Origin of the sequence: Photorhabdus noenieputensis (genome assembly GCF_018448935.1) — a bacterium.
GTDB lineage: Bacteria > Pseudomonadota > Gammaproteobacteria > Enterobacterales > Enterobacteriaceae > Photorhabdus > Photorhabdus noenieputensis.
In genome coordinates this window covers 56320-82692 of sequence record NZ_RCWC01000007.1, presented here as the reverse complement: position 1 = coordinate 82692, position 26373 = coordinate 56320, and the positions used below count along the sequence as shown (strand labels likewise).

The 26373-nt window shown below is 44.8% G+C and carries 10 protein-coding genes; 3 read left to right on the top strand and 7 right to left on the bottom strand.

Annotated elements, in window-relative coordinates:
- Nucleotides 1-169: 169 nt before the first annotated feature.
- Genes EAE91_RS07455 through EAE91_RS07445 form a run of 3 tightly spaced genes read left to right on the top strand, consistent with a single transcriptional unit; the run spans nt 170 to nt 2399 of the window.
- The gene (locus EAE91_RS07455) at nt 170-682 is read left to right on the top strand and encodes a DUF4158 domain-containing protein (RefSeq protein WP_214087925.1); all 513 of its coding nucleotides are present in this window, start codon (nt 170-172) and stop codon (nt 680-682) included.
- Between the two features lie 6 nt (nt 683-688).
- On the top strand, nt 689-1345 hold the full coding sequence (locus tag EAE91_RS07450) for an SGNH/GDSL hydrolase family protein (protein WP_214087924.1): 657 nt from the start codon (nt 689-691) through the stop codon (nt 1343-1345).
- 10 nt (nt 1346-1355) lie between these two features.
- The gene (locus tag EAE91_RS07445) at nt 1356-2399 is read left to right on the top strand and encodes an acyltransferase (protein ID WP_214087923.1); all 1044 of its coding nucleotides are present in this window, start codon (nt 1356-1358) and stop codon (nt 2397-2399) included.
- 190 nt (nt 2400-2589) lie between these two features.
- Here the strand turns inward: EAE91_RS07445 and EAE91_RS07440 are convergent, their stop codons facing one another.
- The 7 genes from EAE91_RS07440 to EAE91_RS07410 form a co-directional block, all read right to left on the bottom strand.
- Complete coding sequence (locus EAE91_RS07440) at nt 2590-3597, bottom strand: Txp40, insecticidal toxin (previously name A24tox) (protein WP_214087922.1); 1008 nt, start codon at nt 3595-3597, stop codon at nt 2590-2592.
- 525 nt (nt 3598-4122) lie between these two features.
- Complete coding sequence (locus tag EAE91_RS07435) at nt 4123-5289, bottom strand: cupin domain-containing protein (protein ID WP_214087921.1); 1167 nt, start codon at nt 5287-5289, stop codon at nt 4123-4125.
- A gap of 213 nt (nt 5290-5502) precedes the next feature.
- The gene (locus EAE91_RS24560) at nt 5503-8400 is read right to left on the bottom strand and encodes a salicylate synthase (RefSeq protein WP_214087920.1); all 2898 of its coding nucleotides are present in this window, start codon (nt 8398-8400) and stop codon (nt 5503-5505) included.
- A 28-nt stretch (nt 8401-8428) separates the two neighbouring features.
- Nucleotides 8429-8722: a hypothetical protein gene (locus EAE91_RS07425; protein WP_244868722.1), complete on the bottom strand. Its 294-nt coding sequence runs from the start codon at nt 8720-8722 to the stop codon at nt 8429-8431.
- A complete protein-coding gene (locus tag EAE91_RS07420) occupies nt 8722-9816 on the bottom strand; it encodes a Gfo/Idh/MocA family oxidoreductase (protein WP_214087919.1) in 1095 nt (364 codons plus the stop codon). Before EAE91_RS07420 ends, EAE91_RS07425 begins: the two co-directional genes overlap by 1 nt.
- On the bottom strand, nt 9813-20240 hold the full coding sequence (locus EAE91_RS07415) for a non-ribosomal peptide synthetase/type I polyketide synthase (protein ID WP_214087918.1): 10428 nt from the start codon (nt 20238-20240) through the stop codon (nt 9813-9815). The genes EAE91_RS07420 and EAE91_RS07415 overlap by 4 nt, the downstream gene beginning before the upstream one ends.
- Nucleotides 20240-26359 carry a non-ribosomal peptide synthetase gene (locus EAE91_RS07410; RefSeq protein ID WP_214087917.1) on the bottom strand — a complete coding sequence of 2040 codons (6120 nt, stop codon included), beginning with the start codon at nt 26357-26359 and terminating at the stop codon, nt 20240-20242. The genes EAE91_RS07415 and EAE91_RS07410 overlap by 1 nt, the downstream gene beginning before the upstream one ends.
- Between the last annotated feature and the right edge of the window lie 14 nt (nt 26360-26373).

Sequence of the window (26373 nt, the reverse complement as noted above, 5' to 3'; positions counted from 1 at the left end):
CCAATCCGTATTTCTGTTATGAATATGTACGATTAAAGGGTCGTAAAAGGGGTTGATATCATACTATTTATATGAGACAACTTTATTTGAGATCCAACCGCAGTGACGAAATTCATTTTCACTATCCGGTCAGCGATCCTCATACGGACATGATTTGCATGGGATCAGGATGATGACTCGTCATACAGACCAAGCTACCAATAAAAGTAAAAGACTCTCTGTCTTAACGGATGCGAAGCAATTTGCCCTGAATATGCTTCCTGATTTTGATGAAGGCTCACAGTTGGAATTTCTGTCGTTGTCAGCAAGTGAACTGGAGCTTGTTACAAACCAGCCGGGTTTGTATTCCCAAATTTACTGTGTCCTGCAAATCGGTTATTTCAAAGTTAAACACGCTTTTTTCTGTTTCGCTTTGTCTGACGTGGAAAGCGATTATGCATTTGTGATTAGTCGCTACTTCCGTCATGCCACCCCAGTTGCCAACCATGAATATTACACTCAACGTAAACTAATCGCAGAATTGTTTGGATATTCTCTATGGTCTGAAAAATTCAGGCAACAATTCTCACAACGGCCTCTCGCCGAATACCCGGGCGCTACTCTACTGAAACACCTGCGTCCGTTCCAGCTAACATTCGATACTGAAAGCCAGTCGGTCTACATTTTATTTTTAGAAGGATGAAAGTAAATGTCTTATATTCAATCGCATTTGAAGGGAGGGTGTTGGTTTACCCTCGGCGACAGTATAACTGAAAGAGGGTGGTATCAACCAATAGTGACTGAAAACTTAGGTCTAAAAGAATGGAAAAACTATGGAATAGGGGGAACATGCATCGCCCAAAAAGATAAAAATGACAATTCAGCCATTTGTTTGAGATATGAAAAAATGGGAAGTAATCCAGATATTATTACAATATGGGGAGGGGTAAATGATTTTGGATTTGACTTTGGCTCCTATGGCGGGGTGGAAATAGGTGATTATAACGACAAAACCTCATTAACATTTATTGGCGGAATGAAGTTATTAATGACTGGAATTACCAAAAAATACCCATTAACAAGAATAGGGTTTATTATAACAACACCAATATCAGTACAAAGAGGTATGAATAGTAAAAACGCCAAAGGGTACTACTTGTCTGACTATTGCAACGTTTGTCGGGAAATTTGCGAAAAATACTCCATCCCATATCTGGATTTGTTAAAACAATCTGGATTCAATGAAGGAAATATCGATATTATGACCAGCAATAGCTTGGGCACAGTGTCCGATGGTTTGCATCCATCAAAAATAGGTATGGCCAGGATTGCCCCCAAAATTTCAAACTTCATTTTATCTATTTAAGAGACAAAAAATGAGAATATTAACCATAGATTTATTAAAGATCGTTTCTATATTTTTCGTTGTAATTTCTCACGTTACTTTATTTTTTTTGTTGCGCGATGATAATGACGTGGTTTTGTATTTTTTTAGGCAGATCGGTCAGTTGGGGGTCTCGCTGTTTTTTATGTGCAGTGGCTATTTCTTACTAAATAACAAGCATGAAAAGCAGGTGGATTACGTTATTAATAAAGCCAAAGGGATATTAACTGTATTGTTGTTTTGGCTTATCTTTTATTATTTGTATGACACATGTTTTATCAGTAAATTTACAACCGTGCCTACTGTTAATTTTTTAAACTATGTTAATGTCAGTAGAACCACATCAGATGCTACCCATTTATGGTTTATATTTGCAATTGTCTCTCTCTATATATTAACACCGCTAATGCGGAACACATTTAACGAAACAAATGCAAAGGGGATTATGAAGATACTTGTCATAATGCTTATAATTTCTAATCTTACATTGCTGAATGAACTAACAGATTACAAATTCTCTTTTTCCCTAATCCCATTCAATATTTTGCTTCCGTTCCAAGTTGAGGGTTTGATTAGTTTCTTGATAGGTGGATATTTAGGGCTAACGAAACCTCAAATAAAGACTTTTTCCTATAAACACATAATGCTTCTGGTACTTTTTGTTATTTCATTGATATCTTTATCAATCATTTCATCCAGAACGGGGATGGCCTTTTTTTATGGGAAGTTTTATAATGTATTCCTTCAAGTTTCTTCGGTGTGCCTATTTTTATTCTTGGTTAATTTAAATATCAAAGAAATACCATCCTTAATAGATGACATTAGCAAGAATATATTAGGCATATATCTTGTTCACAATATTTTCGTTATTGAAATACATAATGAATTTATCCATGATTTATTTTTTAAAAAATTTAATTACATAAATATATATGTTTACATAATAACCTATTCTTTGCTGGCTTTTATCCTGTCATATATATTATGCGTTTTGTTACGGAAATCAAAAATAACATCAAAAATTATAACCATCTAACGTTATTGACAGGGAGAGTCGGTTTCTTCCAGTAATATCTTTTTGGCAGTAAAGTGTATTGGCTAAAGGAAGGCGTTTTACAATTATCACAGACCACACAGTGGCTTGAAAAGTAAAACGCCTTATGAAACTCCCGTTGAGAAAATGAAAGCTTAAAAATGCTCTGTCAATCAAAGCGAGAGATCATACATCATATATTTTTATAATGAGTTCCAACACTATGAATCGTGATTGTATTGTCAGTATTATTTTGAGTGAAAGTTACCCTGTCTTTTTGGCTTAGCCTCACACTAAATAAATTATTTGGCAGTTTTTCCAAGTTACTACCGCTTGCTGTACCAATACTTTTTGCTGCTGTAAGTGGATCGTTACCCTTTTGCACCTCTTTTATAAATGAACTATACTTTTGTTTCGCAGCACCGTCCATATTAGAAAATCCATTCCTGGATTTGTTCTTTTTAAGTTCTTGAAAACTCACTCTCCATTTAGGTGGTTCAGTTGGGCCAGCCAAATAACCTATTCTGCCATCAGGTAACTTCTGTGGTGGTCGAAAGAAAGGTTTAGAAAGTTTTTTTCTCTCAATATAATTCTCTAATGATTTAGACTCTAATCCATTGTAAAATTTCTTTGAAAAAATCATCTTTCCTAGTGATGTTACAGCAGATAATATGAATAAGAAATCAATTAATTTAAAAAATCTTGCGACATTTGATTGTTGATTTTCCTCCAATGGGATTTCTTGTGCAGCGAAAAAATATAGTGCTAATAATTTATCATCATCTGAATAATCATTTAATGGTTTGTTTTCAAGACCAGGAATATTCCAAATATTTTCAGGATATTCACCTTCAAAATCCAATTCATTCTTGCAAAAACCATTTGCCATATCTTTAGAAATTTGATCACCATCTTCATCTAATAGTGAAGATGAAAGATTAGACATATATTCTTGATAAATTCTCTCAGCAGTATCTTTATTCTTATAATAGTCATCAGGAAGTTGAGATACATTATGAATACCACTTACAGCTAAAGCGTACGCTAATATTATTTTCTTAGCTCGATATTCAATTCCATATGATGCTGTATGACCCTCATCTGTTTGCCTAAAGTTTAGTACACGTACTATATCTCCTGCTATTTGTTTTTCAACGGGTGGATATCCACTTCTATCATCAGGTGTTAATTGTATAACCATTATATTTCTCCATTATGTTGAACTATGAAATTTCTGGCAGAAAACTCCGCAATTTGTCGCTGATAATATAAATTTCAACTTTAAATATAGGGTTTTACCTGGCTTTTTAATCGTTAATTTCAATGTAAAATTAACTTACGCAAGAATTATTAGCAAGCTTTTATTTTGCCATTTATCGTTTGGTTTTTTTCATTTAAATCATTGGGTTAATGTTCATTAAACAAATAATAAAATGAGTTAAATAAAAAACAGAGGACACTAAAAACAAATTGTAGCAATACGGACTTGAAGAATAGGATAACTTTATGTTAACAAAATATTTTTAATATAGTCTCGTCAGGTTATGTAAATGTAAAATAATCATTGCGTATGGCAGAAAATAGGCAATTTTCGATCCTTGTTGATAAAAAACTCACCTAATAAATGATTTTCATTGAGCGTTTTTTTATTAATAAAGCCTCGTATAAACGAGGCTATTTTTGATATACAAGGTCATATAGATTCAATACACCACGGTGTAATATCTCAAGTCCTACGGCGCGATATAACTAATTTATCCTTAGGACGATCCGCCCAATCGGAGGGTTTATTGTTGAAGTTATCTGCGAGCAGATAAGACGGAGTTTTGGCTAACCAATCAGAGAGTGAGATATCTTGGTAGATACCGTTATCCAGCACAACCAGCACCTTAAGATCATCATCGCCAATATTTTCGATATAGTGACCAAATCCCTGCGGAACATAACCGACGTCGGTTGGCCCATATTTTGCGGTTTGTGCGTGTCCATGAGAACTAAACACGGTCATGCGTCCTTTACCTGAAATGTAGTATTGCCACTCGTTAGCGTTAGGGTGCCAATGTAATTCACGTATTGCACCAGGTTTGACAGTTTCTATGAGACCAGTGATCGTTGTAGAAATAGGAAATTCCTTCGATGATGCCCGATAAATACTCCCTGCGTCATTCTCAAAGAAAGGTTTATTTTTCAAGAGCTGATAACGGTGGGTAAGTGGGGCATCGTTCAATCCTCCATCGTCAGCAGGTAGGGGAAGTTTTGGCGGTATAGCACCGCCAACAATGTAAGCTTCACCCTGTTTAATGTTAGAAAAAACGGATGCCGGCATGTTGACACTTTTCTCAAGCACCTCTTTCGGCATATGCGTTATCCAATCAGTGATGCTGAAAGTACCAAATTCTGAGAAATGCCCGTCATCAAAAGTCAGAATAAAATGCGCGCCATCTTCAAGTGCCTGAATGGAATGACCATGACCTTTGGGAAAATACCATACATCGCCGGGACCAAAATCAGCTACTTCACTGTTACCCTCCGGATCAATAATGGTAATACGTGCATGACCTTCAAGCATATATGCCCATTCAGCAGCAATAGCATGCCAATGAAGTTCACGTACACCACCCGGTTCAAGTAACATATCAACACCGGCAATTCCTGTAGATATCGGGAATTGTTCCACCGTGGCTTCCCGTGCCCATCCATTTTCCAATACCCGTTTTTTGCTATCGGTAAATTTATATTTATACAAACTTTTAGCATTTATTGGCGGTTTATTTTTGCCAGCAGTGACTATATCGTACTGTTCATCGGCAACAGCCGCTTTAACTATACCGCCCATGCTAGCGGCGGCGGCACCAATTGCGGATGCTTTCAAGATATCACGACGAGAGAACATATTTATTGCCTCCAGATAATAAAATGGGTACCAGCAGAAATAGTTGCAAGCTGATATCTATTTATTTATTTGTTTTTTTTAAGTTAATGGTTGTCACTGGAAAGAGAAAATAGAGGTGACTGATTAAGCATAGTAGAAAATTAGTCGTCTCGGGAAAACCAGAAACAACCTTGGTTTTCCCGGGGTTTGGAAGAAAAAGTGTTTTTACTTCATTTACTCTTTTTTACCAGAGTAAGGGCGAACGTATTTCATAATGCAGTCAAGTTTTTCACAGGTCTCTTGCCATTCTCTTTCTGGTTTTGAATCTCTGACCAATCCCGCGCCAGCCTGAAGCCAACAGCTTCCTTGATGCTGATAGAGAGAACGTAATACCAGAGCCGCATCCAGTTTACCTGAGCTATCTAATAACATGACACAACCGCTATAAAGCTGGCGTGGTTCACCTTCATAATGTGAAATTGCTTGTAGAGAAGGTTTTTTAGGTATTCCCGAAGCGGTTACTGCCGGAAATAGGGCGATAAATGCGTCCCAACGATTTTTACCTGTCTGTAGTAATCCTTTTACCCGTGATGCCAAATGTTGTACTGAACCCCGTTTACGAATCGCCATAAACTCTGATACACAAAGTGTGTCAGCCTGACAAATCGGTGCCAATTCTTCTAATGCCAATTTGGCCGAAACAGCGTGTTCGGAGATCTCTTTTGGGTCAGAAAGCAAATCTGCTCTCAACCGTTGATCCAGATCTTTATCATGTGTCAAAGCTCTGGTTCCAGCCAATGGTTGTGTACTGACCCAACCTGAACCATCTGCTTCAACCACGGTTTCTGGGCTGAAACCATAAACAGAGAAATCTTCATCCCGTAAGAAGAAGGAGCGGGCAGGTGTGTTAGCCTGACGACCTAACCAGTAACTGTGTGGCATATCAATATTCGAACCAAGTTCAACTCGACGTGACAGGATCACTTTTTGGTAGTGGCCCACGGTAATGTCCTTAACTGCATTGGAAACGTTATCCTTATAGTGCTTTGCCGCGTCTGGCTTATTAATGATTTCCATATCTTCTGTACATGAGAAAACAGGTGTGCCTAATTGGTCAGCATGGCGAATTTTCTCACTCAATATGGTGAGTTGACCTTCTTCGAGCGTTCGTATCAGAACCTGTCCTTGAGTTATGCGTAATTCATGCTGTGGAATAGTGATTTTTATTAATTCTTCGTTTTGTTGTGCTAATGGCAACCTATATGTCATATGGGAGAATTCAAATAAAGTTCTTCCATAGGCCCGCCAATCCTGAATGGGGAGGGCATTAAGCGACTGTTCAAGTTTTTGGCTCAATGTGTTGATATCGTATGGATGATAATTCCCTTGTGAATCAATCAATTGACCTGATGCGTCCGCACTGATGGTCGCTGCACAGCCTATCCCCAATGACCACTCGCCTTTTACTTCATAGAGCATATAAGGTTGTGCTTCGTCATCTGAAAGTAAATGCGTGATTAAATCTAACGGAGTGCTGGTAATAACAACAGTTTGCTCATGATATTGCTGTATTGGGTTGCCATGTTCTGCTTGTGCCATCTGTACCAAGCGGCGTTTATCAATTTTTCCTACTGTAGTTAACGGCCAATAGGCGACAAACAACCATTGGTCAGGAATTTTATGACGCTGAACCCCTTTCTGTTGTAGAAATGCCTCTATCTGCACCGGTTCCAGTTGATTGCCATTGTTAGGTAAACAGGCGCAGGTTCGTTCACCCAACAGTTCATCAGGCACAGAAATGACAACTGCATCATTAATGTCAGGGTGTTGCAGCAACAAGGTTTCAACTTCTTGGGTCGAAATTTTCTCGCCACTGCGGTTAATCAGCTCTTTAATTCGGCCCTCAACGATCAGGTTACCATCTGAGGTCATACGAACCAGATCACCGGTACGATAGAACCCATCGGTGGTGAAAGCTACAGTATTATGCTGTTCTGCACGGTAATATCCGGTAATGGTGTAAGGACCACGTGTAATAAGCTCTCCTATCTCTCCGGGCGCTACAGGTTGCAAATTGGCGTCAACTATTTTGATCTCATCTTCTTCTGATAACGGTCGCCCTTGGGTATTAATGATGACCTCATAGGGATCATCTAATCGGGTATAACAGAGTAATCCTTCCGCTGTACCAAACACCTGTTGCAAAGGCCCAAGACGCGCTATCACTTGTTCCGCTAGTTCTGGCGCCAACCTGCTGCCGCCTACTTGCAAACAGCGCAGAGATGAAAGATCGCTTTGTTCCCAGTCGCGGGCCTGTTCCCAGAGCCGTGCAAGAGCCGGTACTAATGCTAGATGGGTCACTTTGTGTTGCTCGATTAGCGGCATAGCTTCATCACAACTGGCGGTATCGCTCAGAAGGACACTTCCCCCTTGGGAAAGGACGCCCAAAATACCGGGGCTGCCTAACGTGAAGTTATGTGCCACAGGCAGTACGGCCAAATAAACACTTTCCGTATTTACTGCGCACAAGCGAGCAGAGAGCACAAAATCATAGGTATAAGCGTTGTGAGTACGGGGAATTAATTTAGGTGTGCCAGTCGTTCCCCCTGAAAGCAATAAAACAGCAATATCGCCATAGCTTGGACCAGGAATATTTACCGGTGCATCATCAATGGATGCCAATGCGGTAAATTCTTCCGCTTTTCCGTCAACAATAATGTGTTTCAAATCGGGACACGATGCCGCAATTTCTCGTGCCATTTCCCGGTAGTCAAAATCATGGATGCAATCGGGGATAATGTAAGCAACCGGACGTACAATCCGGCAAAGGGCCTGAACGTCATGTGCCCGCTGTGTCGGCATTAATAACACTGGATGAGCGCCTAACCTAAATAGGGCAAAACAGGCAACAACAAAGGAGATACGGTTAGGCAGTTGTACCATAACATTATCCCCACGACGTATCCCTCGACGAAATAGTCCGCTGGCTAATCTCTCTGCGGATTGGTGCAACTCACGGTAAGTTAGTTGTTGTTCTTGATAGATCAGCGCTGTTTTATCGCCCCAAATACCGGACCACCCGGCAAGTTGTTGGTCCAGCGTTTTGCCATTCCAAAGATAGTCCGGAGTCATAGTAAGTGTTTTCCTAGAAAAAATGCCATTATGTAACCTCCTGTAAATAGACATATTGTATAAATCGTGTAACCTGACGAATAAAACTCTCAGGTTCTTGAGTAATATAAAAATGGTCGCCTACAATCAGGTTCTCTCTCTGTGCGGGAGTGAATGAGACTATCAAGTCAGAAAGTGATTGAGCCAATGGCGCAATACTGGCGGCAGCCTTTTCCTCCATGCGGTTGTCACGTCTAGAGTAAATTACCAATGTGCATTCAGGCTTGCCGTGAGTCGTCAGACGCGGGCGAATCATCGGGTGTGTAGGGAGTGCCCACGTCATCAACATTCTTCCTTTAACATCAACTTTGCTGGCTCAATCCAAACAGGGGGCGGTACATCCTGAATAATAGGTTCTCCCATGATGCGCAAAATTTGTTGCCATAAACTAGCTAACCGCAGTTGGTAATCATAAGCAAAAGCAGACGGGCAGGAGGCACCATTCAATACAGAATTCAAGGTATTGAGTAGCAATGCCACACCTTTAGCGCCATCACATTCAAATGCCGTCATCCAGTTTTTGGTTGCCGGACAAATAATTTGTGATGTTGCCCGGTGTAAATAGTTACCATCCGGCTGACTGGCATTTAGGTAGAGGCTTTGTTCGCTATTCAGATGGTCAGGGGCATGAAGGACAGGCGTCCAAATGACCGGCCCGTAACTGGCTTCCTGCGTAAGATAACCGGCAGGCCAAATCAGCGTCATTTTATGCATCACCAAATTGTGCATATCGGGATCTCTCGGGTCTAGATAGGATTGCACGTTCAACGTTACTGTTGTTCCTGCGAAGCTAAGTTCAAAGCAATGAAATGCATTACTTCGCTGGCCAACATAGACTATCTCCATTTGTTCCGGGCAGCGACATGCCTGTAACAACAGATCGAGCGCAGAAAATAGCAATTGGCGACTGGTTGTCAGATAACCACTTACCGGACGCTGCTGCGATAATTGACTAATTTTCCGCGCCGCGTGTAACCAACTTCTTCCAGCATGACATTGGCTATAAAAGCTATTTACCCAAAACACCGCATTATATTTATTGGCGGTTAATTGATGTCTGTTGATGGCTTCAACGTCAAGGGGGTGTTCCTGAATGACAGAAATTCCACGAGCCAAGAGTGCCTGAGTGAGCTGATCGCCTTTACCGCCAATAACCTCCGCCCGTATTACCACACAGGCAATATCAATATCGTCTGGTAGCTCATCCAATGAGCGAAACAGAGGCACATTGAAATCACGAGCAAGTTGCCGCGAACGAGCGCTGCCTTGTGCCAAAATGCCAGCCAGTTCCAGACCAGACTGAGGTTGTAGGAACGCATTAAGATATAATTCGCCAAATTTCGAACCGACAATCAGAACCCGCCGTGGCTTTATCATATGTTCTCCTTAACAAGATTAGTGGTTGATACTGAATTCAAGATATCTTTTATACAGGTAATCAGTGAGCCAACATGTTCATGTTGGAACAAGGTGTAATGATCGCCCGCAAGTTGAGTCACATGGACTGGCCCAAAAGCCTGCCAGCCAAGATCGATTGAGGCGATGGTGGTTGGATCGAGATAATCCATAAAATCAGGTAATGCCTGCGCTGCCCGAATAAGCCAGAAAGGTTGTGAAGTCCGCGGAGGGCGGTAGTCAAGCAACGCATTCAAGTTATGACGCCACACGTCATAAAGTGTAGTCAGCGAGCTATCAATCTGTGCGGATTGTGGCAAGGCATCATGCATTGCATTAAGGAAAGTCTTAGTATCTGCAGCGATAACATGGTTATCCAGAGTCAGACCCGGAAATTGTCCCTGCAAATCGAGCAGGAAATGACGATGACAAAATGTTTCATTCAATGTTAAATCGGTGCGCACATTTGGTGCAAAGCTGTCAATCAGGATGCATTGAGAAACACGTTCACCCATCGCTCGTAATTGATGAGTCATTTCATAGGCTACCAATCCACCGAAAGACCATCCGGCCAAAGCATAAGGCCCTTGCGGCTGGAAGGCCCGGATTTGACTGATATAGTCAGCAGCCAACGCCGCCACGGAAGGGGTATCTGTATTTAAATTATCTGGCGAAAACGCCAGCCCAATCATGCGTTGGTCGCCGAAATTGGCCGCCAAATGGCGATATCCCAACAGATGCCCGCCAATAGGATGTACGATAAACAGAGTAGGTTGCTCAATACTCCCTTTGTTCAAGATCACCCCTTGGCAAGGGTTTTCTGGCTGATGCTCAATAAATTCAGCTAAAGCGTGTACGGTATCGTAAGCCTGTAGCAGGCTGAGTGGGTATCGACGGTTAAACGTCTGATTAATTTTCACCATTAATCGTACCGCCGCCAGAGAATCGCCGCCTAGCGTAAAGAAACTCTCATGCACGTTGATAGCTTGTTGTGCCAATACCGATTGCCAAAGGTCCAACACAGCTTGTTCTGTCACACTGAGAGCAACTGATGTTGGATTGATATCCTGTGTCGTTTCCTCAACCAAAGCTACCAATGCGCTCCTGTCAATTTTGCCATTGTCCGATACCGGGATCGCATCAAGAATGATAAAGCGCTGTGGACACATCCAAGCAGGTAAGGTCTGCTGCAACCAATGAGGAAACACGGGTAAAAGTTCTGTAGATAGCGGTGCTTCATCAGATAAACGTACACCTGCGACGAGTTGCAATGCGCCTGTTGATGTAGTACATGCAAACGCTAATGCCTGTTGTATATCTGGATGCTCACATAAGCGATGTTCGATCTCGCCTAACTCAATCCGGTAGCCACGAACTTTAATCTGGTGATCATTGCGCCCTAAGAATTCAATATTACCGTCTGGCCGCCAGCGCCCTAAATCACCGGTGCGGTACAACCGTTCACCCGTTTGAGGATGAGTAATAAAGGCTTGGGCGGTTTTTTCCAAATCAGCCCAGTAACCTAGCGCTAACCCTTGTCCACCAATATAGAGTTCCCCCGTTACCCAAACCGGGCAGGGTGAAAGCGTTGCATTGAGCACATAGAAGGTCTGATTAGCCAGTGGTTTTCCATATGGAATGCTGCGCCAGTTTGGATCAACCTGAACAATAGGATAGGCAATGGACCAAATTGATGCTTCGGTTGCGCCACCCAAACTGAGAAGATTCAACGCAGGATGGATCGCAAATAATCTTTCCGGCAAATTGGTTGGTATCCAATCACCACTCATCAATACCCAACGCAAGCTATTCAGGGAATGTGGATAATCTTTGGCATACTCCTCAAGTAGCTGTACAAATGCCGGAACAGAGTTCCAAACTGTAACGGATTCTTGCTGTAACCACGCCAGTAATTTGTCGGGTTGTCGGCTGTCACCGGGAGAAGGAATTACCAGTTTTGCGCCACAACTTAAAGTACCGAACAGATCATAAACTGAAAGGTCGAATGTCAATTCTGAGATTGCCAGTACGGTATCTAGTTCATTGAGGGTAATACGCTGGTTAATATCAAGAATGGTATTAACTGCTCCCTGATGATCTATCATCACACCTTTCGGTTTGCCAGTAGAGCCTGATGTGAAGATCACATAAGCCAAATCCTCAGGACAAACAGACAAACGCTGTTCAGCAGTATTTTTCGGCGAGCGATTAAGTAATAGTTCGTCCAGCGAGATAACCTGTATATCATCAGGCCAACTCATTTGTTGAGCAAACTTAGGTTGAGTTAATACCGTATCAACTTGCCCTGATGCCAATAGCTGATGGATGCGCTGTCGCGGGTAGCTGGCATCAATAGGCAGATAAGCCCGTCCCGCCAATAAAACCGCTATAACCGCGACAATCTGTTCCCAACCTTTTTCCATCACCACGCCAATCAGAGACGAATGTTGATTTTCTTGCTCTTGTAGATGAACAGCCAGCGTCAGGCTTTGCGACCACAAAGTGTGGTAATCGATTTGACGATAAGCATCAACAACCGCTGTACGTTTTGGGTAACGGTTTACCGCTTGTTCAATTAACGAACAAAGCGTATGAGGCGGAAAAAATTCCTTTGTCGCATTACTGTTTTGGCACAAAATCCGATCATTTGCCGGGAGCCACTCTGGCAGTGGAGCGCTCCATTGGTAATCGGGTTCAAGCAGGGCGGCGACGCTCGCCTGATAATGAGCAAACATGTTTTCTACAACTTGTGGCTGGAACAGTTGCGGCAAAATTACCCATTGAATGGTAACACCACCATCTGAATTGGAAATCAGTATACAGTCGAGATAAACATGCGGTGTTTGCGCACCAAAAAGATTCAGCGTTCCCAGCCCTGATGGCTCTTGACCCACAGTACCGGTTGTATCGTTGAACACAATCGGCATACCAGCATTTAAATTATGACAGTGTTGATTTTTCTCTCTGAGCACCAATTGGCCATCAAATAGAGCATGTTGCAGATCAGCTAACCACTGCTTCTGTATCCGACTTACCGCGTCACTGAATCCAGTGCTATTGCGTAAATCCACTTCCAGCAATGACGTAGTGGACAGATTTCCTACCAGCGTATCGCAATGTTGTGGCATTAACAGACGGTTGCTATGCAGGATATTGATGGTGAAATGCTCACTGTTGCCCCATACCGCCAGAATATGGGTGAATAACGTTAACATCACCTGTGATGGCGATGCTCGGTATTCCGCTGCGCGTTGTTGCAAACGCTGCCATTGTTGTGGGCTGATACATCCCGTCAAACATTGTTGATTAAGCTCGTGTGATTGGTAATCTTTTAGTGGCAACACCGGAGCATCAGGCAGATAAGGTAAGCGATTCAGCCAGTATTCTCGGCTTTGCTGCCAAGCTTCCCCGGTTTTCTCATCTTCCTGTGATTGAATATAGTCACTAATCGTCGCTACTGGCGGTTCTGGCTGCCAGTTAGGTTCCTGATATCCGCGTTGTAAATCCCGTAGGATTAACGTCAGACTTTTACCATCAATAACCAGTAGGTCGATAGTCAAATGCAATAAATACGCCCGATCATCAGTATGATATAGCGTCAAATTAAACAACGGCCAGTTATCGCTAGGAACACCTTTAGTACGCAGAATATCGCGGGCATCAGCGAGTTTTGTCTCGCGTTGAGTAGGCATCATGTCACGGCAGTCGATTACCGTCGGGGTATAACAGGGAACTTTCGGCAAAATATGATATCGGCCATCTTTCACATAGCCACGTAATTGCTCATGATGGTCCACCACACGGTTCCAAGCCGTGGTGAAACGTGGCAGATCAAGATCATTGATAGCCAGTTCAGCGTAGAAATGTGCAATACCGTTACCAAATTGAAACAGTTGGCTTTCACCTAACCAATAGGCATATTGCAATGCAGTTAATGGCAGCGTCTGTTCCGATGCTGGCTGAGTCTCAAATGGAACAGCCTGTGTAGCGGATGTTGTTTCAACTGTTTCAATTGTCCGCAAAGTACGGCAAAACTCACTTAACTTAGGATATTCAAAAAGCTGTTGCAGATTTGCCTGTTCGTAACCCTGACGACGCAATTGCACCACCATCCGGGTAGCAATTAAGCTGTCACCGCCACTCTGGAAAAAGTCACTGTGACGCTGTATTGGCTGAGAAAGCAGTGAACACCAAAGCGCGATTACCTGTTGTTCAATCTCATGGAGTTGCTCATCCGCTGTTTCCGTAGTTGATGACTGTGCCATGTGTTCTTTAGTGGTCACGATTATCGGCAATTGTTCTTGCTGTTGAATATGCAAGAAGTCATAACGTGCATGACCAAAAGGTGGTGTATGAAGATCATAATGTTCTATGCGTTCAGGCTGGCGGCAAATTTGTATTAACAACGCGTTATAAGCGGTAAACAGTGCTTCAATAACTCCCGGTACCAATACATCATCCATGCAGTACCAGTTAAACAATAAATCACCATCCACTTCCATGACCTGATGATCCAGCCAAACTTGTGGGGTTTGACTCAGAACAAAAACCGGGTCCCCCAGTAACTGAGTGATGGATTGTTTGATGGCGACGCCTTCTCGCTCCATTCCCAACATGCTGGTGAAAACTACCGGCGTCAGTGGTTGTCTGCTATGAGCTTCACCATTTTGTTGGCGGCCAAGCTCTCGCAATACTTCAACACCATTGACATAGTTATGGCTCAGCCGTTGCCATAGCAAAGCTTGTGTCTTCTCCATACTGGCACGCAGGGAGGTTGTTTTGCGTAAGTCAAAATCCATCAACATGACGGAGGTAAAATCACCAATCAGATCTTGAACTTCTGGATGGAAAGGTTGCCGGTTAAAGAATGTCAAGTTAAGAGTAAACAACGGATGACGACTGTACCATTCCAGAGTATGAGCAAACAGCGTCAGCAGGCCGGCAGAAGGAGTCACGCCCCATTGTTGCCAGCATTGTTTAAGCATTTGCCAATCAGATTGTGCTAATCGACCTTCATAAGTGGTGAATTGCGGCTGACTACGCTGAGGCAATTGTGGATTCAACGGCAATCTTGGTGCCGGAGGCAGCGAAGGCAATTGTTCCTGCCAGTATGCCCATGATGCACGCCACTCTTTACTTGCCCGTTGAGCTTGTTCCGCCATTACATAATCACGGAAAGTAAACACTTGTGGCATCAGTGGTTGCTGGTGATAAGCGCGTTGCAAATCGTCCATCATGATTCGGAAACTCTGTACGTCAAACTGCAACAGATCCAGATTCATGTGTAAGCGACAGCGGGCATTCGGCAACAGAGAAACAGAAACCTCAAACAGCGGCCACTGTTCTGCTGGCGGGACCTGGTAAGAAAGCGTATGACGACGCTGAACCAGCGCCTGTTGGCAAGCTGTTTCATCCAGCATACGCAAATCATCTTGTGATAAAGCATACCAAGGCGTTTCAGGCAGAATTCTTTGTTGTCCGTCCTCATCCACTACCATGCGCAACATGCCATGACGCTGAATTAAAGCATTCCATGCCTTCTCAAAACGATCTATATCAAAACTACCTAGTGTCAGATCCCACTCAAATAAGACGTGACATGCGACACCGCCAAAATCAATGGCCTGAGTACGACCAATCCAGTAAGCATGCTGAATAGGTGTTAGCGGGAATGGAGCATAACGTTGGGCGCGGTCAATAATGATCTCAGGCTGAGAACAGGTTACTGGTTGTTCAGGTAACGCTTCGCCAATAAGCCGATTAAGCCCTGCCAAAGTTATATTCTGATAAGCCAATTCGGCAGTTAGCCTGACACCAAACTGCTGGTGGATCACTGCGTTTAGCTCTAGGAACAATAGGGAATCCAAACCGAATTGCAGTAAGTCCTGTTGCGATTCCAAACGTTCAGGCTGTTCTAACCGCAGCAATGCCGCGACACGTTGACGTAACCAATTAAGCCGTTCTTCACTATCTTGATACAACGTGTTATCGACAGAGTGTGAAGGAGCAGGGGTTGCCACTGGGTGGCTATGGTCAATATCAGCCTGTAAACGCCGCGAAATATCGGGATGATGTTCATCTAACCGCATTGCCAGATAGCAGGGGGATGCGGTGCGCAGAGATTGATTAAAATGCCAGATACCTTCATTGACACTGAACGGCAACATGCCATCTTGTGCCAATTTTTCCACTAATCGCTGATCGCGGGCCATACCAACACCACCCCAAACACCCCAGACCAGTGTTTTTACCATCAACGGATTCGGTGCTGTCAGCGCCAAAGATTCCAGGTAAGCATTGGCAACGGCATAAGCGCTTTGTCCTTGAGCGCCTAGTATTGATGCAGCGGAAGCGTGAAGCAGTAGATAATGTGCATTATGTTGTTTAAGAGCCGCTTGTAATACCGATGCACTCAGAGCTTTTACTGATAACACCTGTGACAGACGTCGAGGTTCAATTTCTGCCAGCCGGGTATGATCAGCGATACCCGCCGCATGAATTGCCCCGGCGATACCATCCTCTTGAGCCAGCGTCTGCACTGCATTTAACAAGGCTGGCGTATCAGTAACATCAACTTTAATCCAGCGTATCTCACATTCAGCATTCAGTGATAACGCTTGAACAAAAGCGTCCCAATCCGCATGCTGACGGCGGGCAAATACCGCAATTTTACGTGCGCCTTGGGCCAACAACCAACGGATGGAAATCTGACCAATCCCTCCCATTCCCCCGGTCACGATATGCCAACCCTGATGGGGAATCGACATCGATTGTTGGGAAGGCAGTAAGGATTGACGTTGTAAAACCGGTACCGAGACTTGATTGCCGCGTACTCTCAGCCAACGGTTACGTTCACTCAAGTATCCAAGCGCTAATGACAAAGCATCAGCATCGTTGATAGCAGCAATATCAATCGCTTGAATACGACGATAGGGATATTCTTCAACTGCAACACGTAACAATGCCCAAACAGCATATTGAGCTGGATTGATATTTTCTGGTGATAAGGTGGTTTCCGGTTGAGCGCAACAAGTGACAACGGTTAATGATGTTGCTTCATCACGTTTTAATTCGGTAATAACTTGATCGCATAATTCAAGTACATCACTGCCGGTAAGCAGTAATAAGATGTTTTCGCTTTCCGGCTGTAAAACAATACCCGCTCGACGCCAATGATTAACCATTTCATCATTCGCAGTTGAAGAGCGGAGAGTGTATGCCGTTGAAGATCTTGGATTATCTATGATGTTTATTGTACGCCAGTGTAGCGCATAGTGGGTGTCAGGACACGGTTGTGGTGCCGGAAGCCATGAGTTGGTTGTAGCTGGTGTTGCCACAATCTGTCGAGGCAAATCACAACGATCGCTTAACAGGGCGAATAGACGCTCACCCGCATAAATCAAGGCCGGAAAAGCAGTGAGTAAACGTGACTCTAATAATCTGCGTTTGGCATATGGCAAGGGACGATCAGGACGATATATTTTACCTGCCGTCGGCCCAGAAATTTCCCGGTAATAACCTTGCTGGACGCAATAGGTTAATAATTGTTCCAAAAAAGGACGCCAACAAGGTTGTAGTCGGCCAGCCCGAATAGTGTCGATAGCACCGAAACCTTGTTCAGCATCACACCCATGACATTGATATACCAATGCATCGGTATACAACACACGTAGTGTCGCCGCATCGGGGTTTTGCTCAATGGCCGGATCGAGAAGAGCATTCACATCAAGTCCAGCATTGATATTAGTTGTGGGCTGCACAGATTTGGTCGCAGGGAAGCGGTAATGCTGTTCATCAAATGGGTAGAGCGGAGCATGGCATTTTTCCCCAATGAATGGGAAAAGATGCGGCCAGTCAAGATGTACGCCAGCACAATAAAGTTGCATAAGCGCCGTTTGCTGAGCTGCCTCTGGAGAGCTTTGACGCTGTACGCCAGCAATCCAGGTTTCCTGTGGCAGACTGACACGCCGCCCGATGCCGGTTAATTGTGCATCAGCCCCCATCTCCATAAATAATGCCACCCCTTGCTGGCGGGCAAATTCAACAGCTGGATAATAGCGTACAGTCTGACGCATATGGTTACGCCAGTAGTCCGGTGAAGCCAATTGTTCAGCCGTTGCAATATTGGCTCTCAGGGTAGAAATCAGCGGAATTTCCCCCAATGCAGGTTGCAACTGGCTACAACGTAGAGAAAATGCCTCCAATACGCCATCAAGCATGGCTGAATGTGCGGCGCAGGCAACATTCAGGCGCTGGCAACGAATCTGCTGTTGCTCCAGACGTTGCGCCAAAGCAGTAATTTCAGTCTCTGTACCGGCCCAAACCCAGTGTTGTGGGCCATTGCAAGCCGCCAAATCTAATGCCAGCGAATGAACAAACGGAAATACATCTTCTTCATTGGCAAAAACCGCCAGCATTGCCCCTCCTCGGGAGCAGCTTTGCATCAGTTTGCCTCGTACCGCGACTAACGGCATCACCTGTTCAGGCGTGAAAATCCCGGCAACAACGGCAGCGGAAAATTCGCCAACCGAGTGCCCTAGAACATAATCAGGCTTCAATCCAAGGGCCCGCCAATGCGCCGCTAGTGCAATCTGATGCGCCACAATTGCCGGTTGTGCGTATTCGGTGGTGGCTAATGCGGCATCATGCTCTCCGAACATGACTGCTTTTAATGGCAGTGCCAACTCTGATGCACAGGCTGCGCAGCAACGATCCAACATAGCGGAAAAAACAGGAGAGCTGACATACATTGCTTTTCCCATTCCAGACCATTGACAACCTTGGCCACTAAATTGCCAAAGTTGCTTACTTTCGCTATTGACTTGTCCACTGAAAATATTTTGTGTTGGATTTTTGTTGGCAAAAGCGGATAAATGTTCAGCACTTTGTGACGTTAACGTCAAGGCTAAACGCCAGGGTAATGAAAGATCACGCCCTTGTAATGCGGTCCAAGCCAGATCTGCGTGATGCTCTGGTGCATTATTGAGTGCAGTCGCATAACGTTGTGCCAATCGACGTAATGAAGATTCAGAAGCAGCAGAGAGCAATAAAGGCGCGGTCTGCGCATGATGGGTACGGTGACAACGTAACTCTTCCGGCAGTGATTGCACGACAACATGACAGTTGGTACCGCCAATACCGAACGAAGAGACACCTGCGGTTCGTAATGCTTGTGTCCAACGCCGTCCTTGCGTTGCCAACCTGAACGGACTTTGTTCTAACCGTAACGCCGGGTTGGGTTGCTGAACATTGATCGTCGGTGGAATATAACCATGCCAAACAGACAGAACCGCTTTAATCAAGCTAGCAATGCCGGCGGCTGTATCAAGATGGCCCATATTGCTTTTCACTGAGCCAAGATAACAAGGTGGCACCGCCACACTACGGTCAGAAAATATGCTGCGTAGCGCGTCAACTTCTATCGGATCGCCAAGAGGCGTTCCTGTGCCGTGTGCTTCAATCATGCCAACATCATCAATACTGACATCGGCCAGTTGGAGTGCTTCGATAATAACGTTGCGCTGACCGTTGACCGAAGGGGCGGTAAAGCCAACTTTCTCATTGCCATCATTATTAATTGCACTGCCACGTAACACAGCCATGATGGGATCGCCATCGCGCAGAGCATCATTCAAGCGTTTTAGCGTGACAACACCAACTCCATTACCGCCATAGGTGCCATTTGCCTGGCTATCAAAGGAGCGGCAATGTCCATCAGGGGAGAAGATCATTCCCGGCTGATACAAGTAACCGCTTTCTTGGGGGAAGGAAACCGCCACACCACCGGCTAACGCCATGTCACATTCACCGGCACGCAAATTTTCACAAGCCATATGCACAGCAACCAGTGAACTTGAACACGCTGTTTGTACCGTCAGCGCCGGACCTTTTAGGTTTAATTTATAAGCGGTACGTGTTGCAAGATAATCTTTATCGTTGCTGATTAATGCTTGAAGTCCTTTAACTTTACCAACATCGGTCATGGAAAATTGCGACCATGAAGGCCAAGTACTGATCCGGCTACTACCAAAAACACCGGTTTTCAAGGGGACATGACGTGGCGCATAACCCGCGTGTTCAAGAGCATGCCAGGCGGTCTGGAGAAAAAGACGCTGTTGAGGGTCCAGTATCTCCGCTTCCTGACGTGAATAACCAAATAGCGAGGCGTCAAATTGTTCCGCCTTCTCTAATATCGCTGCCCGATTGACAAAATTTTCACTCTCAATAACTTCAGGAGGAATACCTGCATCTAATAATGTTTGACGGGAAAGTGGAACAGTACACTCAACGCCGTGTTGTAGGTTATGCCAGAAAGCATCGCTATCTGGCGACCGAGGAAAGCGGCAGGCAAGGCCAATCACTGCAATAGGATCGCAATTATCGTAGTGAAGCGTTAAATCAGTCATTATGCAGCTCCTTTGTGACGTTTTTCCCGTTGTTGCCGACGCTTTTGCTGTTGACGCTGACGAGGAGTAATCGACTGGCGATTTCCGTCGTGAAAATCTTTCCGGCAGCGCAAACTGAGTGCCTCTGGTGTTGGATAAGCAAATAAATCAGTCACGGCAAGATGATGAAAACCCGCATGTTGTAACTTGCTATGCAATTGAATTAGTTGTAGTGAGCTAGCTCCTGCCTCAAAAAAGTTTTGTTGTGCGTTAATAGAATGACCTGTTACGGATAAGAACAGACGTTGAATTTCGCTGCATATTTGTGGGTCATATCCCTCTGAACGTAATGATGGCGCAATAGCAACAGCAGTATTTTCAACCATCACGGATTGCTGACGCGGCATCAATTGCTCCAGCGCTGCGTGCCAACTTTCTGGTTGTGTCACAAGGGTACGTAATAGCGTCGTGTAGCTATTGAACATGTTTTGTAATTGACGAGGTTCAAACAATTCTTCGACAGCATCCCAATTTAGGCAAAGTTCATTATCAGATTCATAAACTTGATGATCCAACCAGATTTGTGGCGTTTGCGAAATACCCCAAACGGGTTTCATCCACGAGGAATGTGAAAGGAATTGCCCTTGGCGTGTCCCCAACGCACTGGTGAAAACAACCGGCATAATGGCAATATCAGGGCCGCGGCTCTGTGCCAATTCACGCATCACTCTAATTGCTGAAATGTGACGGTGATCCAGATTCTGCCATAGCTGTTGTTGCAATCCACGGGCGCTTGATAACCAATTTTTCTCCGGATGCCAGGCCAGTAATGACAGAGAAGTGAAATCACCCAGAATGTCATTAATATCTTCATGCCAGTGCGGACGATCAAAAAGGGTAAGGTTGAGCGTTAGCTCCGGTTTAGTACTGAATGCAGAAAGAACCGCTGCATAAGCCGCAATTAATAACGCGGAAGGCGTTATCTGATAGGAAGCTGCATGTTGTTTTAACTGACTCCATTCATATGCGGATAACCGATCGCTATAGCGCACAAAACGTGGCGATTGAACACTTTCCGGGGCAATACGCAGTGGCAATTGTGGTGCCAGTGGTAATGTTTTCACTTGCTCCTGCCAATATTGCAGCGAACTCTGATGTGCTGGCACCTGTTGCTGGCGTAGTACACAATCCCTGAATGTCACTTTTAATGGCGGCAATTCATGTTGTTCGTCAAGATAAAGCTGTTCTAACTCGGCCAGCAATATCTGCATGCTCAACCCGTCTAATAGCAGATTATCCAGACTGACAAATAGCCGGGAGACAATCCCATCGTCTTGCGCAAGCTGGAAATCGAACACCGGCCAGCTACTGGCATCTAATACCTGATGTGAAAGCTGTTCACGTAACGTATCTGCCTGCGTAATATTGGCGAATTGATGTTGTTTAACGGAAAATAACGGGACATTTTCTAATACCTTCTGCTGGTCATTGACAACCACGGTTCTCAGCATTGGATGACGCTGGATCAGGCGATTTAACACCCGATTTAAACGTTGAACATCTAACCGCTCTATCTGGTATTCAATAAAGAAATGCGCCCCAACGCCACTTAAAGTGAACCCCGGATGGCGTCCGACCAAGTAAGCCTGTTGAACTTCCGTGAGTGGAAAAGGGTGGTATTCGTTTTGCTCTTTCGACAGCGCACGCGCTTGTGATGAAATTTTAGCCGAAGGAACCAATGTAGCCGCAAAGGCAGCCAATTGTGAGTTACGGAAAAGATAACCCAGTTCACCTTTGAAACCTTGTTGTGTCAGTTCACCAACCAAACGTGTAGCCAGAAGACTGTCTCCACCAAGTTGGAAAAAGTCACTGTCACGGCTCAGTTGCTTGGTATTGAGCAAGCGTTGCCAAATGCCAGCAACAATTTGTTCCACCGCACTCAACAAAGTCATTTCATTCTGACGTGGCGCTGTCTCCGTTTTTGTCGCGGACTGTAGTTCTTGCAACAATGCATTACGATCAATTTTGCCGTTAGGCGTCAGTGGCAGGCGAGGAATGATGTGTAAACGCTGTGGAATCATATATCCCGGCAGATGTTGTGCCAGCACAGCCTTAATTTTTTCCCGATCAGGAATGGTTACACTGTCACTTACCTGCATCAATAACACACTAAGGTTACCGATGGTAATTGGCATTTCGGCCTGTAGCGGTAATAGTTGTGGCAATAGCGATAACCACTGTGACGCAGAGCGTAATTGAATACCTTTAGGTGAAAGCAATTCAGTCGTAATCAAGGAGAGAGACGATGCCTGTCGCAACTCCATTGCCAATATCAACGCGCCAGGTTGAGCAAGCGGCACCAATGCCTTGACACAACGTACGGGATCTTTTTCCCGGTGTAATACGTTATTCAACAGAATAATATCAGCCTGATGTTGCAGCGATTCAGGAATTTGTTCAGGCCAACTCTGTTCAGACCAATATTGTACCGATGCATGAGCATAACCGCTCAATCGTATCTGCGCCTGATTAACCAGTGCTTGAGAACGTTCAAAACCGAGATAACAGAGGTGCTGATCAGTAATATGCTCTGCCAGCCACTGCGCACAGAGACCGCTACGAGCATCAAACTCCATCAAAGTCACGGGGCGTTGTAATCGCTGAGAGAGGATAGTAATTACCTGTTGTAATCCTGCCAACCATTGCCGGGTTTCTGGCAACACAAACAATTGTTGTTCCGGCGCGAATTGCGGATCGTCAAGTAATGCGATTGCCGTCTGTTGACCAGTAAGAACATCACGTATCACAGTATGCCAACGTTCTGGGATGCATATCGCCTCACCATTGGATGTAGCAGATAACCATCCGACCTGATATACATGCTGTGTAGATTCAACCAATACTTTGCATTGGCAAAGGTATGCCAACATACGGCCAAACCAGTCATGATATTCCGGTTGGGGCTGATAGCGTTTCAAGCAATCCGCCAGTGATTGTGGTGAAGTAAAGGTAATACCGTGACGAGAAAGATGTTCCAGCAAGAATATTGCAACTTGAGGTTCACTGCTATCCGCGGTTATTGCATGCATTGCTGGGAACAGCTCACGATAGCCAACAGGTAACTGCGGCGCACGATTTACCCGTTGGCATAAAGCATCGCCTTCCAGCTCAAGGAACGCCGCCAGAGACTTCTCTTTTTCACCACTGGCTAATGCAATCCCTTTACTAATTCCAGTTAGTTGATTAAGGGCTGCGTCAATTTCCCCCAACTCAATTCGATAACCACCAATTTTTACCTGGCTATCACGACGTCCCAGAAATTCAAGCCAACCCTCAGGATGATAACAACCCAGATCACCGGTGCGGTACCAGCGCTCCCCTTGATCGAAAACAAATTGCGCAGAAGTGAGTTCTTCATCATTAAAGTAGCCTAATGCAACACCTGCGCCGCCAATCCAAAGCTCACCGACAACCCAATCAGGGCAATCCCGGCCATCTTCGCCTACTACACGATAACGCTGGTTAGCCAAGGGATAGCCATACGGAATAGAGCGCCACTGTGCTGCAACTTTTCTGACGATATATTCGTTTGACCAAATAGCCGCTTCTGTCGCACCGCCCATTGCGCTCAAAACACCATCAGGATTGAATGCATGATAACGTTCAGGCAGCGACAACCCGATCCAATCCCCGGACAACATCACGGTACGAAGCGCTTTCGGCGTATCCACCTCTATCCCTTCGCAATAGGTCAGCAACATATCGAACAGTGCAGGCACACTATTCCACAACGTCACATTATGACGGGCGATCAACATTTCCCAGGTTGATGGGTCACGACGCTGTGCTTCATTGATTAATACCAGCGCACCTCCCGCAGTGAGGATACCAAAAATATCATAAACGGAGAGGTCGAAATGTAGGGCAGAGAGCGCCAACAGCCGGTCACTGTTTTGAACCTGATGACGGCGGTTAATATCCAAACAGGTATTCAGTGCGCTTTGGTGGCTAATAACCACCCCTTTGGGCATACCGGTTGAACCAGAGGTATAGATGATATAAGCCGGATCAGTAACCGCACGCTTAACCATATTTGTCAAAGGCAGACATTGCTCATCCTGATGCCAAGAAACACAGTGTACATCTTGTGACCAGCCATCAGGTTGTTGTTCAGGATCAATGATAACGACACAAATTCCAGCACTTTCACAGATAGCGCGACGCCGGTTTACCGGCTGATCAACGGGAACTGGGACATAAATACCACCAGCATAAAGTATCGCCAATGCTGCGACGATTTGTCCGACGCCTTTTTCCATGCTGATGGCAACCCGATCCCCCGGTATAACCGACATTTTTTGCAACACGGCAGCCAGCCGACGGGCTGCCAGACTTAACTCACCATAACTAATTTCTTTATTATTAGTGATTAAAGCAACAATATTTGGTGTACGTTCTGCCTGTAAAAACACCCCTTCATGCAGCAAAGTACTTGGCAGAGGTTCAGTTGAGTCATTGATTTTATGCCGCAGTTGGTATTGCGATTCAGGCATCAAATCCGGCAGTTCTTCACGCCACTGCATGGCGTTTTCCGCCAAATTTTCAATGAGACCCTGATAGGCGGTAAATAAGGTATCCATTAATCTATCAGGGAAGAGTTCATCGTTACTATCCCACTGAATGTTCAGCGTGTTCTCGTGTTCAAATGCAACGAAATCCAGCCATACCTGAGGAGTTTGTGATATTCCCCAACCCGGTTTCCCCAGAACATCACGAGTATTTTCACCATATAAAGGTCGGCCTAGATTGCTGGTAAACACAATTGGCGCACCATATGGATGACTGCCGCGTTTTTTAAGTTCACGTAAAACTTCTACCCCAGACCAATGGCGGTGTTCATAAGCTTCAACAAATGTTGCCTGAGCGTCTTGAGCCAGTTGGCAGAATGGCAAATTATCAGCGGGAATATCTAATAGCAGAATATTAGTAAAATCAGCCAGCAGGTTATTAACTGCGGGGTGCAACGGCGCTCTATCGAACAATGTCAGGTTAAACAACAGACGAGGGGCATGATTCCAACGACACAATAAACCGGCAAATGCGGTCGCCAATGCCATCGTTGGCGTAACACCATTTTGTTGAGCAAGTTGTTTAAAACGTTGCCAATGTTCAGGAGCCAAGCGGAAACATCTGCGCTGAATGCGGACGTTTTTTATTAGCGAAGGTTCTTTAGCCAGCGGAAGTTGCGGGGCAGGGGGAAGGATATCTAATCTGTTACGCCAGAATATCTCTGCTTCTTGTCGAGCCTGTGCAAATTGCGCCTGATATTGCGCTAAGTAGCTGCAAAAATCGTAGTCAGAAGGGATAACAGGCAGGTTGCGTTTGACAATTAATGCCGCCAATTCAGTAAAGAACAGGCTAAAACTGGCGGCATCCATGATCAGCAAATCAATATTAGCGTGCAACCGGTGCTGATTCTCACCAAATAGACTTAGCTGAATATCGAACGTTTCCCCTTGCTCAACCCGTAATACCCGATGGCTTAGCTGTTCGCGGATATTATTCAGCGCTTGTTGCTGTTTGTCTGCTGCCAAACTGCTCAGGTTATGGACCGTTAATTTTTTCCAATAAGCGTCGGTCATGCCTTGCTGGCGACCATCTGGTAAAAACCGTACTCGTAACATCGGATGTCGCTGAATCAACCGATAAACTGCCGCTTCCAGTTGTTCAGGCTCCAGCCCGCTACCGTCAAATTCTTGATACAAATGACAACCTACTCCCCCCAACGTCTGTTCTGGCGAACGCCCAACAAAATAAGCATGTTGTACCGCGGTCAACGGGAACGGACGAGTATCTGCAATCAATGGCTGCGCATCATCAGTCTTAGGAGCTGTGTGAATGACAGGTGCATGACGTTGTAGAAGCTGGCTCCAGGCATGCAATGTGGGGTTTTGATACAGTTCACGCAGGGTGACGCGATATCCGTGACGCCTCAACTGGTTTAACAATGCCATCATTTGCATTGAGTCCAGCCCTTTGCGAATTAAATCGTCGTTATCATCCACCAGTATATTTTTCTGATTAAGAAAGCCAGATATGATCTGACGCAATGAGTCTGGAGAGACAAGATCCGTGTGCATGAAGATATCCTATT